The 14631-nt window shown below is 73.5% G+C and carries 13 protein-coding genes; 11 read left to right on the top strand and 2 right to left on the bottom strand.

The features are described from left to right. Positions 1–68: 68 nt before the first annotated feature. From GJ743_RS00945 to GJ743_RS00935, 3 genes are all read left to right on the top strand, one after another. Positions 69–623: a hypothetical protein gene (locus GJ743_RS00945; protein WP_155050067.1), complete on the top strand. Its 555-nt coding sequence runs from the start codon at positions 69–71 to the stop codon at positions 621–623. A 102-nt stretch (positions 624–725) separates the two neighbouring features. After that, a complete protein-coding gene (locus GJ743_RS00940) occupies positions 726–2639 on the top strand; it encodes a substrate-binding domain-containing protein (RefSeq protein WP_155050066.1) in 1914 nt (637 codons plus the stop codon). A gap of 78 nt (positions 2640–2717) precedes the next feature. Next, complete coding sequence (locus GJ743_RS00935) at positions 2718–3476, top strand: sirohydrochlorin chelatase (RefSeq protein ID WP_155050065.1); 759 nt, start codon at positions 2718–2720, stop codon at positions 3474–3476. Between the two features lie 49 nt (positions 3477–3525). Here GJ743_RS00935 and GJ743_RS00930 read toward each other — a convergent pair whose 3' ends face one another. Together GJ743_RS00930 and GJ743_RS00925 are read right to left on the bottom strand one after the other, a co-directional pair. Continuing rightward, positions 3526–4533, bottom strand: a complete 1008-nt coding sequence (locus GJ743_RS00930) for a helix-turn-helix domain-containing protein (RefSeq protein ID WP_155050064.1) — start codon at positions 4531–4533, stop codon at positions 3526–3528. Between the two features lie 101 nt (positions 4534–4634). Then, on the bottom strand, positions 4635–5612 hold the full coding sequence (locus tag GJ743_RS00925) for an alpha/beta hydrolase (protein WP_155050063.1): 978 nt from the start codon (positions 5610–5612) through the stop codon (positions 4635–4637). Positions 5613–5970: 358 nt separating this feature from the next. On the opposite strand from GJ743_RS00925, the gene GJ743_RS00920 reads away from it, so the two are divergent. The 8 genes from GJ743_RS00920 to cobA are packed head-to-tail and all read left to right on the top strand — an operon-like array spanning position 5971 to position 14593. Beyond that, positions 5971–7650 carry a nitrite/sulfite reductase gene (locus tag GJ743_RS00920; protein WP_328288674.1) on the top strand — a complete coding sequence of 560 codons (1680 nt, stop codon included), beginning with the start codon at positions 5971–5973 and terminating at the stop codon, positions 7648–7650. Further along, positions 7647–8402, top strand: a complete 756-nt coding sequence (locus GJ743_RS00915; protein WP_155050062.1) for a phosphoadenylyl-sulfate reductase — start codon at positions 7647–7649, stop codon at positions 8400–8402. Before GJ743_RS00920 ends, GJ743_RS00915 begins: the two co-directional genes overlap by 4 nt. After that, the gene (cysD, locus tag GJ743_RS00910) at positions 8399–9436 is read left to right on the top strand and encodes a sulfate adenylyltransferase subunit CysD (RefSeq protein WP_230386250.1); all 1038 of its coding nucleotides are present in this window, start codon (positions 8399–8401) and stop codon (positions 9434–9436) included. The genes GJ743_RS00915 and cysD overlap by 4 nt, the downstream gene beginning before the upstream one ends. Then, on the top strand, positions 9436–10881 hold the full coding sequence (locus GJ743_RS00905) for a sulfate adenylyltransferase subunit 1 (protein WP_155050060.1): 1446 nt from the start codon (positions 9436–9438) through the stop codon (positions 10879–10881). The genes cysD and GJ743_RS00905 overlap by 1 nt, the downstream gene beginning before the upstream one ends. Further along, positions 10878–11984, top strand: a complete 1107-nt coding sequence (locus GJ743_RS00900) for an ABC transporter substrate-binding protein (protein ID WP_328288666.1) — start codon at positions 10878–10880, stop codon at positions 11982–11984. Before GJ743_RS00905 ends, GJ743_RS00900 begins: the two co-directional genes overlap by 4 nt. Beyond that, positions 11981–12730 carry an ABC transporter ATP-binding protein gene (locus GJ743_RS00895; protein WP_155050059.1) on the top strand — a complete coding sequence of 250 codons (750 nt, stop codon included), beginning with the start codon at positions 11981–11983 and terminating at the stop codon, positions 12728–12730. The genes GJ743_RS00900 and GJ743_RS00895 overlap by 4 nt, the downstream gene beginning before the upstream one ends. Then, positions 12720–13688 (top strand): ABC transporter permease, encoded by a 969-nt coding sequence (locus GJ743_RS00890; RefSeq protein WP_196216867.1) that lies wholly within the window; start codon positions 12720–12722, stop codon positions 13686–13688. Before GJ743_RS00895 ends, GJ743_RS00890 begins: the two co-directional genes overlap by 11 nt. Beyond that, the gene (gene cobA, locus GJ743_RS00885) at positions 13685–14593 is read left to right on the top strand and encodes a uroporphyrinogen-III C-methyltransferase (RefSeq protein ID WP_155050057.1); all 909 of its coding nucleotides are present in this window, start codon (positions 13685–13687) and stop codon (positions 14591–14593) included. The genes GJ743_RS00890 and cobA overlap by 4 nt, the downstream gene beginning before the upstream one ends. The last annotated feature ends 38 nt before the right edge of the window (positions 14594–14631 follow it).

Raw genomic sequence — 14631 nt, 5'->3', positions numbered from 1 at the left:
TGGTGAGGCCAGCGGAACGGGACGCACGCGCGAGCGCGTGCGACTGACGAGAGGCCGGCGCTCGAGACGTGACGACCACCATCAGGCAGAAGCAGGCCCGCAGGCGGCGCGGCCGGGCGATCGCCTACGCGGTGGTGACGCTCGCCTGGGCGCTCGCCGTCTGGCTCAGCGCCGTGCTCGCCCCGCCCGACTGGCTGCACGGCGCGGCCCTGTTCGTCCACCTCGCGGCGCTCGTGGTCGGACTCGGCGCCGTGCTCATGATCGAGTGGCACGCGCTGCTCTGGGCCACCGGGTGGAGCAGCGTGCGGGAACTCCGCCAGGCCGACCGCACCATGATCCTGCCGGTCTGGGTCGGCCTCGCCGGCCTGCTCGCGAGCGGCGCGCTGCTCGAACCCGACCTCGCCTCGACCGCCACGCAGGTCAAGCTCGTCGCCGTGCTCGTGCTCAGCCTCAACGGCGTCGCGCTCACGAAGTGGACCTCCGACCTCGCCCGGCTCCCGGCGCGGGCGACGTTCCGCACCCTCCCCGGGCGGGCGAGGTTCGGGTTCGTCGCGAGCGCGGTGGTCTCGCAGGCGGCGTGGTGGACGGCCGTGGTCATCGGGCTGCTCAACGCCACCGACTGAGGCGCGCCGGGCGCGCCGCGGGCCGTGTGGACGTTCCCTGCGATGTCGCAGGCTGCTGAGCTAGGCTCACGATCGAGCCCAGCCGTCCCGACTGGAGGAACGATGACCGACGCACCGAGCCACCCCCCGGCCCGACGCGATCGCAGTCAACTGCGCGAGGAGCGCCGTCGACGCCGTCGGCGCGGCGTCCAGGTCGCCGTGGCCGCGGGCATCGCCGCCGTCCTCCTCATCGGCGGCGCCGTCACGGCGATGGTCCTGGTGAACCAGGGCGCCACCACCGCGGCGCCGAGCGAGGCACCCGAGCCCGAGCCCATCGTCTTCCCCGACGACGAACCCGCGGCGGAGCCCGGCGCCGAGCCCTGCACGACCGTGCCGGTGCTGTCGTCGTTCGAGAACGCCGAGATGGTCCAGCGGCTCGCAGAGGGCTACAACGCCGAGCCGCGCGACGTCGACGGTTCGTGCGTCACGGTCGTCGCCTCGCGCGACAAGTCCGGAATCGCCGCCGAGGAGGCCGCCGTCGGGTTCTCCGAGACCGCCGAGGACGAGCGGCCGGTCGTCTGGATCCCCGACGCCCGGTCCTGGCTCGGCGTCGCACGCGAGGCCGGCGGCGGAGCGAACGTGCCCGCGGAGGGGACGAGCGTCGGGTCGTCCGACATCGTGCTCGCCATGCCCGAGCCGCTCGCGGCCGCCATCGGCTGGGACGAGGAGCCGCCCACGTGGGCCGAGGTCTTCGAGACCGCCGACGACGCCGAGGTCTGGGCGAACCTCGACCACCCCGAGTGGGGCGAGTTCAAGCTCGGCAAGACCAGCCCGGTCATCGCGAGTTCGGGCGAGGCCGCCATGCTCGCCTCGTACGGTGCGGCGGCGGGATCGGTCGCCGAGCTCACGGTCGACGACATCGCCGACGACGAGGTCACCGACGAGGTCAAGCAGCACGAACTCGCGACGAGCCACTACATGGCCACGCCCGAGCACTTCCTCTGGCACGCCCGGCAGTCCGCCGACGCCGGCGGTTCGGCGGCCGACTTCCTCTCGGCCGTGATCGTCGACGAGAAGTCGGTGTGGGACTACAACCGCGGCATCACGAGCCGCGACGGCGTCACGCGCATCGAGAGCGACGTCCCCGCCGAGCAGCTGGTGCCGATCTACCCGAGCGACGGCTTCTACATCGCCGACAACCCGGCCGTCGTGCTCACGGGCAGCTGGGTCGACGAGGCCGAAGCCGCCGCCGCTGAGGACTTCCTGCGCTTCGCCGGCACGAAGGAGGGCCAGGCGATTGTCCGCGAGACGGGCTACCGCGACCTGAACGGCGAGCTCGACGCCGAGGTCCAGGAGGTCGGCGCGCTCGCCCAGACCTCCGATGCCGGCCTCGACTTCCCCGAACCGCAGGTCGTCGTGGCGATGCACGAGGCGTTCCCCGACGTGCGCAAGCGCGCCAACGTCCTGTTCCTCCTCGACGTCTCGGGGTCGATGGGCGACCCGATCGAGACCGGCGAGACGAAGCTCGAGGCCGCGAAGCAGGCCGTCGAGCTGTCGCTCGACCACTTCTCCGACGGCGACGAGGTCGGCCTCGCGGCGTTCTCCGAGGTCGACGCGCAGGCGCTCGCACCCGGCGAGGTGAGCGCCGTCGCCGACATCGCCGACACCCGCGACGACTTCGAGTCCGCGCTCGCGACGCTGAAGCCGATCGAGTGGACGCCGCTCTACGAGGCGGTCGACACCTTCGCCAAGCGACAGGCCGACGACTGGGACCCCGACCGCATCAACGCGATCGTGCTGCTCAGCGACGGCCGGAACGAGACCGAGGCGCCGAGCACGTCGTCGCAGCAGATGCTCGACACGCTCGAGGAGCTGCACCACTCGACCCCGGTGCTCGTCTTCACGCTCGCCTACGGCGCCGACGCCGACGTGAAGACCTTGCAGTCGATCTCGAGCGCGACGGGCGCCCACTACTACGACGCGACCGACCCGACCGAGGTCGATGAGGTGCTCGGCGACCTCGTCACGAGCTTCTGAGCGAGCCCGGGCGTCGTTCCGCTCGTCATGCGGCGTGACACGCGCGCGGTGCGCGGGCCCGAGTGCGACCATGGGCGGATGACGCCTCGCCGCCCGCCCGCGCTCGTCGCCGTGTCGCACGGCACCTCGTCGCCCGAGGGGCGCGCAGCGGTGCGCGGCCTCTACGACGCCGTGGTCGCCGCGGTCGCCGAGCGATGGCCGGATGCCGCGCACGAGACGCGGCTCTGCCACGTCGACGTCGAACAGCCCGACGTGCCGGCCGCGCTCGCCACGCTCCCCGAGGGCGAAGCCGCGATCATCGTGCCCCTGCTGCTCTCCGCCGGCTACCACGTGCACGTCGACCTCGCCGAGGCCGCGGCGGAGGCCCGCGAGGGCGGTCGCGAGGTGGTCGTCGCCGAGGCGCTCGGCCCCGACGACCGGCTCATCGCCGTCCTGCAGCGCCGTCTCGCCGAGGCCGGAGCGGGTGAGCACGACCCGGTCGTGCTCGTCGTGGCCGGCTCGAGCGACGTGCGCGCCGTCGAGGCCTGCGAGCGCGTGCGCGACGCGCTGGCCGAGGCGTCCGTCGCCGACGTCTCGATCGGGTTCCTGTCGGCGGCCGAGCCGCGGCTGCCCGACGCGATCGCGGCTGCCCGAGCCGCCGTCGCCGGGGAGCACGGCACCGACACGAGGGTCGCCGCCGCGAGCTACCTGCTGGCGCCCGGGTACTTCCAGGACCTCGCGGCGAGCGCTGCGCCAGACGTGCTCGCCGAGCCCCTGCTGCGCCCCGACGACGCGCCCACCGAGCTCGTGGACATCGTGCTCGACCGCTACGCGGAGGCGCTCGCCCGCACGAAGTGAGCGTTCCGCGCCCGAGTGGACTTCGAGACCGCACTCGGAGGCGGAAAGCTCACTCGGCGCCGAGCCCCGGGCGCGCGAGCGCCGCGAGCGTCTCGGCGAGCGCGAGCCGCGTGCGCCCCTCGGGCTCGCGCGGGTCGTAGCCGAGCGCCACGGCGAGTCCGTCGAGCTTCGCCTGCACCGTCGAGTGGTGCATGCCGAGTCGGGCGGCGACGGCCCTGAGGCTGCCGGTCGCCTCGAACGCGGCGAGCACGGCGCGTGCACGGTCGTCGAGCCGTTCGAGGGCGATCGCGTCCGGATGCGGCTCGGCCGACCGGTCGGCGGCCTCCGCGACGAGCAGCAGGCCGCCGAGGTCGCGTGCGTCGACGACGGGCCGGAGCGGCGACGTCAGGCGCAGCGCGATCAGCGCGGCCGTCCAGGATTCGGGCAGGCGCTCCGGTGGGCCGGCCGTTCCGATCCCGGCCCGCACGCCCTCCGGGACGTCGACCCCGTCGGCGTCGAGGACGGCTCGCGCAAGTCCGCGCGCGGTCGCGATCAGCGCGGTCGGGCCCGGGGGGATCGGCTCGGCGGACGGCGGCAATGCGACGGCCCGGACGGTCCGCCCGTCGAGCCGGAGCCGCGCGGCGGCCGTTCCCCGCTCGTCGGCCGAGGCTGCGGCACTGACGGCGAGTTCGACGGCGCCCGTTCCGGCGGGCGCACGGCGCGCCGTCGTGACCGAGACTGCGAGCGCGAGCCGCTCGAGCACCATGGCGTCGTTGGCGTGCGCCGGCCCGGTGCGCTCCAGCCAGACGAACGCGCCGTCGCCGGTCGGGCGCGACGGCCAGGCGGATGCCGCGTCCGCCGACTCCGACGGCGGCAGGCGCTCCCCGTCGGGCGCGATGCGCAGCAGGCGGTCGCCGACGGCGTGCCCCGCGACCGCACCGCTCAGCACGGCGGCGCCCCGGATCAGCGTCTCGACGCCGACCGAGCCCGCGAGCAGCGTGTCGAAGTACGAGATGACCTTGAGCGTCTCGATCGCCTCGGGGTCGAGGGCCGTCAGCCGACCGACGAGTTCCTGCATGTTCCCGGCTCCATCGCGCGTGTTCGCCCCACTGTACTCGGGGCATCGACGGTGCCGTCGCGGCCGCGGGCGGGCAGGCGGGCGGCCCGCGGCCGCGACGCTCAGGCGCCGAAGATCCGCGCGACCCAGTTGGTGCGGGCCTCCGGCGCGGCCTTCGAGATGGCCGCGTGGGGCGCCATCATGTCGAACCCGTGGAAGCCGCCCGGCCAGACGTGGAGCTCCGCCTGGACCCCCGCCGCCCAGAGCGAGGTCGCGTAGGCGACGTCCTCGTCGCGGAACACCTCCGCGCTGCCGCAGTCGATGAACGCCGGGGGCAGTCCCGTGTGGTCGGTCGCGCGCGCCGGCGCGGCGTACGGCGACACGTCGTCGCCCCCTCGGCGCTCGCCGAGCAGCGCGTTCCAGCCTGTGAGGTTCGACGTGCGGTCCCACACGCCCACGCCGTCGATCTGGCGGGTCGAGATCGTCTGGTCGCGGTCGTCGAGCATCGGGCAGATGAGCATCTGGCCGGCGAGCGCGGGCCCGCCGCGATCGCGGGCCAGGAGCGCGACCCCGGCGGCGAGCCCGCCGCCGGCGCTCGCACCCGCGATGATGAGGCGCGCGGGGTCGATGCCGAGCTCCTCGGCGTGCTCGGCCGTCCAGACCAGCCCGGCGTAGCAATCCTCGACGGGGAACGGGTCCGGGAACTCGGGCGCGAGGCGGTACTCGACGGTCACCGCCACGGCGTCGAAGCGATCGATCCACTCGGCGATCCCGGCGACGCCGGCGACTCCCGCGAAGCGGTCGCCCGCGATCATGCCGCCGCCGTGCGTGTGGTAGATCCCAGGGCCGGTGCCGACGCGACCCTCCTTGGCGAGGACGGACACGACGATCTCCGCGCCCTGGAAGCCGGAGATCGACACGTCGCGCCGGGTGATGCCGCGTTCGGCGAGGAGCTCGTCCACCGGGCCCATGATCGGCGACTGCCGGAGGAAGGGGATCATCTCGGGGGTGATCGAGGGGGGCACCTGCTCGGCGAGCGCACCGAGCACGGCTTCGAGCTCGGGGTCGAACGGGGGCCTGGACGTCGTCGTCGTGGTCATCGGTACTCCTCGGTTCCGCGCCACCTCGTCGTGGCGTCATCCCCCATGCTCGGCCGCCGCCGGTGCCTGTCGGAACCGACGGACGCGGCGGTTGCGCGACCATTCTCCCGCCGTTCGGCGGATCGCGCAGCGCGCGTCATATTTCGTCGTGCGACGCCTCGTGACACGGGGTGACCGTGCGTGACGGGGCCGGGTTCCGGCATCCGCCGGACCCCCGTACCTTCGTCGACACGTGCCCCGAACGGGGCGCGGACGAGGAGGGGAAACCGTGACGATCGAGACGACGGATGCCGCGACGCGCGCGCCGCGGACCGAGCGCGCCGAGCGTCCCGCGCGCGCTGATCGGCCGGCCCGCGACATCCGCCCGCCCCGCCCCTCGGCGAAGCCGAACGGGCAGTGGAAGGTCGACGGCACGGCCCCGCTCAACGCGAACGAGGAGTGGAAGCAGGCCGACGGCGGCCTCGCGGTGCGCGAGCGCATCGAGCGGATCTACGCCGACGGCGGCTTCGCGTCGATCGACCCGACGGACCTGCACGGCCGGTTCCGCTGGTGGGGCCTCTACACGCAGCGCAAGCCCGGCATCGACGGCGGTCGCACCGCGACCCTCGAGCCGCACGAGCTCGAGGACGAGTACTTCATGCTGCGCGTCCGCATCGACGGCGGGCAGCTGACGACCGAGCAGCTGCGGGTCATCGGCGGCATCTCGACCGAGTTCGGCCGCGACACCGCCGACCTCACCGATCGGCAGAACGTCCAGCTGCACTGGATCCGCGTCGAGGACGTCCCCGAGATCTGGCGCCGGCTCGAGGCGGTCGGCCTCGGCACGACCGAGGCGTGCGGCGACGTGCCGCGCGTCGTCCTCGGCTCCCCGGTCGCGGGCATCGCCGCCGACGAGCTCATCGACCCGACCCCGCAGATCGACGAGATCACCTCGCGGTTCATCGGCGACGAGTCGCTCGCGAACCTGCCGCGCAAGTTCAAGTCGGCGATCACCGGCCACCCCAGCCAGGACGTCGTGCACGAGATCAACGACGTCGCGTTCGTCGCGGTCGAGCACCCGACGCTCGGCGTCGGATACGACCTGTGGGTCGGCGGCGGGCTCTCGACGGCGCCTCGCCTCGCCGAGCGACTCGGCGTGTTCGTCGCCCCCGACCGCGTCGCCGACGCCTGGCACGGCGTCGCGCAGATCTTCCGCGACTACGGCTACCGGCGGCTTCGCAACAAGGCGCGCCTGAAGTTCCTGCTGGCCGACTGGGGCGCCCCGAAGTTCCGCGAGGTGCTCGAGACCGAGTACCTCGGGTACGCCCTCCCGGATGGCCCGGCCGCGCCGACGCCCGTGACGACCGGCGACCACGTCGGCGTGCACCGGCAGAAGGACGGCCGGTTCTACGTCGGCGCGACGCCCATCGTCGGCCGCGTCTCCGGCCCGACGCTGACGAAGCTCGCCGAGCTCGTCGAGGCGCACGGCTCGACGCGCCTGCGCACGACGCCGCACCAGAAGGTCGTCATCCTCGACATCCCCGAGGACCGCGTCGAGTCGCTCATCGCGGGCCTCGACGAGCTCGGGCTTCAGGCGCGGCCGAGCCTCATCCGCCGCGGCACGATCGCGTGCACGGGCATCGAGTTCTGCAAGCTCGCGATCGTCGAGACGAAAGCGTTCGCCACGGCGGCAGTACTCGACCTCGAGGAGCGGCTCGACGCCTTCGACCTGCCGCACCCGATCAGCCTGCACGTGAACGGATGCCCCAACTCGTGCGCGCGCATCCAGACCGCCGACATCGGCTTGAAGGGCCAGCTCGTCACGATCGACGGCGAGCAGGTGCCCGGCTACCAGGTGCACCTCGGCGGCGGACTCGCGTCGCAGGACCGGGATGAAGCCGGACTGGGTCGCACCGTGCGCGGCCTCAAGGTCACGGCCGACGGCATCGCCGACTACGTCTCGCGCGTGGTGACGAGGTTCCTCGACGAGCGTGATGCGGCGGCCGATGAGACGTTCGCCCAGTGGGCGCACCGCGCCGACGAGGAGTCGCTCCGATGAGCGCGCGCAACATCGGGGTGGCTTCCACCCGGTCCACCGTTCGCCGCTCGGCCGACGAGCTCCGCGCCCTCGCCGAGGCCGGCAACGCGGCGCTCGGCAGCCTGACCGACCACGAGGCATCCCCCGCCGAGGTCGTCGCGTGGGTCGCGGCGAACTTCGCAACGGATGCCGCGGCCGTCGCCTGCTCGATGGCCGACGCCGCGCTCCCCCACCTGGTGGCTCAGCACCTGCCCGGTGTCGACGTCCTGTTCCTCGACACCGGCTACCACTTCGCCGAGACGACCGTCACGCGCGACGAGGTCGCCCGGCAGCTCGACGTGCGCGTGGTCGACGTGCTGCCCGAGCAGACCGTCGCCGAACAGGACGCGGAGTTCGGCGCAGAGCTGTTCGCCCGCGACCCCGCGCTGTGCTGCGCGCGCCGCAAGGTCGAGCCGTTGCAGCGCTCGCTCGGCGGGTACGAGGTGTGGTTCACGGGCGTCCGCCGAGATGAGGCGCCGACGCGCACGCTCACCCCGCTCGTCACGTACGACGAGCGGAACGGACTCGTGAAGGTCAACCCCGTCGCGGCCTGGACGTTCGACGACCTCCTCGACTACGCGGGCGCGCACCAGGTGCCCGTCAACCTCCTGATGTCGCACGGCTACCCCTCCATCGGCTGCGAGCCGTGCACGAAGCCCGTCGCCGCGGGCGAGGACCCGAGGTCCGGCCGCTGGGCCGGCCTCGCCAAGACGGAATGCGGGTTGCACCTATGACCGAGAGCATCATCCCCGGTGGTCGAGTAGCGAGCGCCGGCGAGCCAATCCCCGGTGGTCGAGTAGCACCGGAGGCGCGTATCGAGACCGCCCGTGTGCAAGGTCTCGATACGGGCGCTGGCGCGTCCTACTCGACCGCCGAGAGGCTCGACGCCCTCGACGTGCTCGAGGCCGAGGCGATCCACGTGATCCGCGAGGTCGTCGCCGAGTTCGAGCGTCCGGTCCTGCTCTTCTCGGGCGGCAAGGACTCCGTCGTCGTGCTGCACCTGGCGACCAAGGCGTTCTGGCCCGCGAAGGTCCCGTTCCCGGTGCTGCACGTCGACACCGGCCACAACTTCCCCGAGGTGCTGCGGTTCCGCGACGAGACCGTCGAGCGACTCGGCATCCGTCTCGAGGTCGCCTCGGTGCAGGACTACCTCGACGACGGCCGCCTGCAGGAGCGTGCCGACGGCACGCGGAACCCGCTGCAGACCCAACCGCTGCTCGACGCGATCGCGGCCGGCCGGCACGACGCGGTCTTCGGCGGCGCCCGCCGCGACGAGGACAAGGCGCGCGCCAAGGAGCGCATCATCTCGCTGCGCGACGAGTTCGGCCAGTGGGACCCGCGCAACCAGCGGCCGGAGCTCTGGACGCTCTACAACGGCCGGCACACGGTCGGACAGCACGTGCGCGCGTTCCCGATCTCGAACTGGACCGAGCTCGACGTGTGGCGCTACATCGAGCGCGAGGGCATCGCGCTGCCGCCGCTGTACTTCGCGCACGAGCGCGACGTGTATGCGCGCGACGGCATGTGGCTCGCGGTGAGCGACGTCTCGGCGCCGCGCGCCGGCGAGACGGTCGAGCGCCGCACCGTCCGCTACCGCACCGTGGGCGACCTGAGCTGCACCGGCGCGGTCGTCTCGGATGCGGCCACGGTGACGGACATCGTGCGCGAGGTCGCGGCATCCACCCTCACCGAACGCGGCGCGACCCGCGCCGACGACCGCCTGTCCGAGGCGGCCATGGAGGATCGCAAGAAGGACGGGTACTTCTGATGAGCGAGCACACCGGTGGTCGAGTAGCGAGCGCCAGCGAGCGTATCGAGACCTCAATCGCGCGAACGGGTCTCGATACGGGCGCTTCGCGTCCTACTCGACCCACGGGCACGCTGTTCCGTTTCGCGACCGCCGGCTCGGTCGACGACGGCAAGTCGACGCTCGTCGGCCGCCTGCTGCACGACTCGAAGGCGATCCTCGCCGACCAGCTCGAGTCGGTCGCGCGCACCTCAGCCGAGCGCGGCTTCGGCGGCGAGCCCGGCGCGATCGACTTCGCGCTGCTCACCGACGGGCTGCGTGCGGAGCGCGAGCAGGGCATCACGATCGACGTCGCCTACCGCTACTTCACGACCGGCCGGCGGTCGTTCATCCTTGCCGACTGCCCCGGCCACGTGCAGTACACGCGCAACATGGTCACGGGCTCGGCCACGGCCGACGCGGTCGTCGTGCTCGTCGACGTGCGCAACGGCGTGCTCGAGCAGACCCGCCGGCACCTCGCGGTCGTGCAGCTGCTGCGCGTGCCGCACGTGATCGTCGCGGTGAACAAGATCGACCTCGTCGGCTACGACCGCGCCGCGTTCGAGTCCGTGGCGGCGGAGGTCGCCGCGCTCGCGCGCGACCTCGGCCTGCCCGACGCGCACGTCATCCCGGTCTCGGCGCTCGCGGGCGACAACGTGGTCGAGCGCTCGGCGAACACGCCCTGGTACGACGGGCCGTCGCTCCTCGAGCTGCTCGAGGAGCTGAGCACGATCGACGAGCTCGAGACCGACCTCGAAGCGCTCCGCCTGCCCGTGCAGCTCGTGATTCGCCCGCAGGGCGGGCTGTCGCCCGAGCTGTCGGCACCGGAGGTCTCGGTACGCGCCTCCGGTGCTACTCGACCACCGGTGGAGGACTTCCGCGACCACCGGGCGTTCGCGGGCCGCATCGAGTCGGGCACGGTGACGGTCGGCGACCCGGTCGAGGTATTCCCCGCCGGCGTGCGGACGACGGTCACGGGCATCCGCCGCGGGTCCGAGGCGCTCGCCGAGGCATCCGCCCCGCTCTCGGTCGCGCTCGAACTCGCCGACCCCGTCGACGCCGCGCGCGGCGCGGTGATCGCGGCGGCCGGGTCGCTTCCCGCGCCGCGGCGCGAACTCGACGCCGACGTGTTCCAGCTCGACGGGCGTCCGCTCACGACGGGTGCGCGCGTGCTCGTGAAGCACGGCACCACGACCGTTCAGGCGATCGTCACCGACATCCGCGGGCGCCTCGACCTCGACACGCTCGAGACGACGCCGACCGCGTCGCTCGCGACGAACGACATCGGGCTCGTCCGCCTGAAGCTCGCGGCCGACCTCGCCGCCGAGCCGTACGCCGCGCACCGCCGTGCGGGGGCGTTCCTCGTCATCCACCCGCAGGACGGCGCGACCCTCGCCGCCGGCATCGTCGTGGAGTCGACGGCGTGACCGGCCGCGGGCTCGGTGCACAGCTCGGCGAACTCGTCGCCGGCGTCGCGGTCGCCGCGGCGATCGTCATCGTGCCCGTGGTGATCGGATCGGTCGGGCGCGCGGCCGCCGAGGGCCCGGGGGCCGCAGGGGCGACGGATGCCTCCGCCCTCCGCCTCGGCTACTTCGCCAACGTCACGCACCTGCCCGCGCTCGTCGGCCTCGAGACCGGCGCCATCGCCGACGAGCTCGGCGGGACCGCACTCGAGCCGCAGGCGTTCAACGCCGGTCCGGCCGCCGTCGAGGCGCTGAGCGCCGGCGCGATCGATGCCGCATACCTCGGCCCGAGCCCGGCGATCAACAGCTTCGTGCAGTCGGGCGGCAGCTCGCTCCGGATCGTCGCGGGCGCCGTCGGCGGAGGTGCCGCACTGGTCGTGCGCGATGGCATCGACGACGCCGACGACCTCCGGGGCGCGACGCTCGCGACGCCCCAACTCGGCAACACGCAGGACGTCGCGCTCCGCACCTGGCTCGCCGACCACGGCCTCGAGACCTCGCCGACCGGCGGCGGCGACGTCGACATCGTGCCGACCGAGAACGCGCGCACGCTCCAGTTGTTCACGACCGGCGCGATCGACGGTGCGTGGCTGCCGGAGCCGTGGGCGTCACGGCTCGTCATCGAGGCGGGCGCGAACGTGCTCGTCGACGAAGCGGACCTCTGGCCGGGCGGCGCGTTCCCGACGACGCTGCTCGTCGTGCGCGCCGAGTACCTCGAGGCGCACCCCGACGCGGTCGCGGCGCTCGTCGCCGGGCACGCGGCATCCGTCGATTGGATCTCGGCGCACCCCGACGAGGTGCCGGCCCTCGTGAACGCACGGCTGGCGGCCGACGCAGGCGCTCCGCTGCCCGACGCCGTGCTCGAGCGTGCGCTCGCGCACGTCGCGCCCACGGTGGATCCGTTCGCGGCCACGCTGCCCGTGCTCCAGCGGAACGCCGTCGCGGCCGGGACCGCGGAGGGCGGCGACCTCGCCGGCATCCTCGACCTCGGGCCGCTCGACGCCGTCCGAGCCGGCTCCGGGCTCGACCCGATCGACGCCGCCGGACTGGACGGGGGTGCGCGATGACCGCGGCACCCGCCATCCGCCTCACCGGCGTCGGCAAGCAGTACGCCGCCGACGGCCCGGTCGTGCTCGACGGGATCGACCTCTCGGTCGCACCGGGCGAGTTCGCGTGCCTGCTCGGCGCGTCGGGCTGCGGCAAGTCGACGCTCCTCTCACTCATCGCCGGCCTCGAGCAGCCGAGCACCGGCACGATCGAGGTCGACGGCCGCGCCGCGGTCATGTTCCAGGAGGCGTCGCTGCTGCCGTGGCTCAGCGCCCGGCGCAACGTCGAGCTCGCGCTGCGCTTCGGCGACGCCGGCCTCGCGCGACCCGCGCGCCGTGCCCGCGCGCTCGAACTGCTCGACCTCGTGCACCTCGCGGATGCCGCCGACAAGCGCCCGCACGAGCTCTCCGGCGGCATGCGGCAGCGTGTCGCGCTCGCGCGCGCCCTCGCGCAGGACCGCTCGGTGCTGCTCATGGACGAGCCGTTCGCCGCGCTCGACGCCATCACGCGCGACCTGCTGCACGAGGAGCTCGAGCGCGTCTGGCGCGAGACGGGCCGCACGATCGTGTTCGTCACGCACAACGTGCGCGAGGCGGCGCGACTCGGGCAGCGCGTGCTGCTCATGTCGAGCCGCCCGGGCCGCATCGTGAACGAGTGGCGCATCGCCGACGACGGCCCCCGACGCATCGAGTCGCCCACCGTGTCCGAGCTCTCGGTCGAGATCACCGAGCACCTGCGAAGGGAGATCCGCCGCAATGCCGCATGATGTGCTCCCCGCCGGTCGAGTAGCGAGCGACAGCGAGCGTATCGAGACCCCCTCGCCGGGTCTCGATACGGGCCCTTCGGGTCCTACTCGACCAACGGGCCGTGATCTCGACACGGAGATGGCCGGCCTCGACCGGCTGCAGACGACCGCCGAGCGCCGCACCCCGTGGTGGCGCCGCGCGATCGACGGCGTCCTGCCGCCCGTGCTGCTGCTCGTCGTCCTGGTCGCGGCCTGGCAGGCGTACACGGTCATCGCGCAGCCGCGCCCCGACCTCGCACCCGGCCCGCTCGACGTCGCGGCCGCACTCGGGGAGGCGTGGGACGACGGCCGCCTGCAGCTCGCCATCTCGACGAGCCTCGAGCGCGGCGTCCTCGGCTTCCTCATCGCGGTCGCCGTCGGCACGCCGCTCGGTCTGCTGCTCGCCGAATGGGCGCCGCTCCGTCGGGCCCTCGGCCCGCTCATCTCGGGCCTGCAGGTGCTGCCGTCGGTCGCGTGGGTGCCCGCCGCGATCCTCTGGTTCGGGCTCTCGGATGCCACGGTGTACTTCGTCGTGCTCATGGGCGCGATCCCGTCGATCGTGAACGGACTCGTCGCGGGCGTCGCCCAGGTGCCGCCGCAGCTGCGCCGGGTCGGCACCGTGCTCGGCGCGTCGCGCTTCGAGCTCGCGGCATCCGTCGTGCTGCCGGCCGCCCTGCCCGGGTATCTCGCCGGCCTCAAGCAGGGGTGGGCGTTCTCGTGGCGCTCGCTCATGGCGGCCGAGATCATCGCGTTCGGCGGGTCGATCGGCTTCGGCGTCGGCTCGCTGCTGCAGCAGGGCCGCGACCTCGCCGACCTCGCGAGCGTGCTCGGCACGATCCTCGTGATCCTCGCCATCGGCGTCGTGATCGAGCTGCTCGTCTTCGCCCCGGTCGAGCGCGGGATGCTGCGCCGCCGCGGACTCACGGGAGGAACCCCATGACCGAGAACATCCCCGGTGGTCGAGTAGCGCCGGAGCTCCCCGGTGGTCGAGTAGCGCCGCAGGCGCGTATCGAGACCGACGCACCAGGTCTCGATACGCTCGCTGACGCTCGCTACTCGACCACCGGAGACGACCGGAAGGGCCACGTCGCACTCGTCGGCGCGGGCCCCGGCGACCCCGGACTGCTCACGCTGCGCGGCCTCCGCGCGCTCGAAGCGGCCGACGTGATCGTCGCCGACCGTCTCGGCGCCCGCTCGGTGCTCGACGGCCTCGCCGCCGAGGGGGTCGAGCTTCGCGCCGAGGTCGTCGATGTCGGCAAGCTGCCGGGCCACCACGCCGTGCCGCAGGACGCGATCAACGAGTTGCTCGTGACGTTGGCCCGCGACGGCAAGCGTGTCGTGCGGCTGAAGGGCGGCGACCCGTACGTCTTCGGTCGCGGCGGTGAAGAGCTCGCCTACTGCCGCGAGCGCGGCGTCGACGTCGAGGTCGTGCCCGGCATCACGAGCGCGGTGTCGGTACCCGCGATCGCGGGCATCCCGCTCACCCACCGCGGGCTCGCGACGACGTTCACCGTCGTCACCGGCCACGACCAGATCCAGTCGCTCGGCGGCGGGCGCGACCACACGGTCGTGCTGCTCATGGGCGTGGGCACGCTCGCGAACTCCGCGATCACGCTCGCCCGCGGCGAGCGCGGTGCCGACTGCCCCGTCGCGATCGTGGAGGATGGATACGGCCCTCGCCAACGAGTGACGATCGGCACGCTCGGCACGATCGCACACCAGGCGGCGGCGCGGGGCGTGCGGTCGCCCGCGGTCGTGGTGGTCGGCGACGTGGTGCGGCTGAGTCCGTACGCGCCCGCCGAGCTCGCGGCATCCGCCCTCACGGCACCGCCGGCCCTCGACTGACCGACCGTCCACCCGTGCCCAGACCCTCCCCGCACTCC

This window comes from Agromyces bracchium (assembly GCF_009709675.1).
In the GTDB taxonomy this organism is placed as follows: Bacteria; Actinomycetota; Actinomycetes; order Actinomycetales; family Microbacteriaceae; genus Agromyces; species Agromyces bracchium.
Note: the sequence above shows the minus strand (reverse complement) of the source record. Positions and strands in the feature narration are given on the sequence as shown.

Excerpts from the sequence above, each read along its gene's own strand:
- GJ743_RS00940 (WP_155050066.1), top strand. The coding sequence starts at position 726 with ATGACCGACGCACCGAGCCACCCCCCGGCCCGACGCGATCGCAGTCAA.
- GJ743_RS00935 (WP_155050065.1), top strand. The coding sequence starts at position 2,718 with ATGACGCCTCGCCGCCCGCCCGCGCTCGTCGCCGTGTCGCACGGCACC.
- GJ743_RS00930 (WP_155050064.1), bottom strand. The coding sequence starts at position 4,533 with ATGCAGGAACTCGTCGGTCGGCTGACGGCCCTCGACCCCGAGGCGATC.
- GJ743_RS00925 (WP_155050063.1), bottom strand. The coding sequence starts at position 5,612 with ATGACCACGACGACGACGTCCAGGCCCCCGTTCGACCCCGAGCTCGAA.
- GJ743_RS00915 (WP_155050062.1), top strand. The coding sequence starts at position 7,647 with ATGAGCGCGCGCAACATCGGGGTGGCTTCCACCCGGTCCACCGTTCGC.
- cysD (WP_230386250.1), top strand. The coding sequence starts at position 8,399 with ATGACCGAGAGCATCATCCCCGGTGGTCGAGTAGCGAGCGCCGGCGAG.
- GJ743_RS00905 (WP_155050060.1), top strand. The coding sequence starts at position 9,436 with ATGAGCGAGCACACCGGTGGTCGAGTAGCGAGCGCCAGCGAGCGTATC.
- GJ743_RS00895 (WP_155050059.1), top strand. The coding sequence starts at position 11,981 with ATGACCGCGGCACCCGCCATCCGCCTCACCGGCGTCGGCAAGCAGTAC.
- GJ743_RS00890 (WP_196216867.1), top strand. The coding sequence starts at position 12,720 with ATGCCGCATGATGTGCTCCCCGCCGGTCGAGTAGCGAGCGACAGCGAG.
- cobA (WP_155050057.1), top strand. The coding sequence starts at position 13,685 with ATGACCGAGAACATCCCCGGTGGTCGAGTAGCGCCGGAGCTCCCCGGT.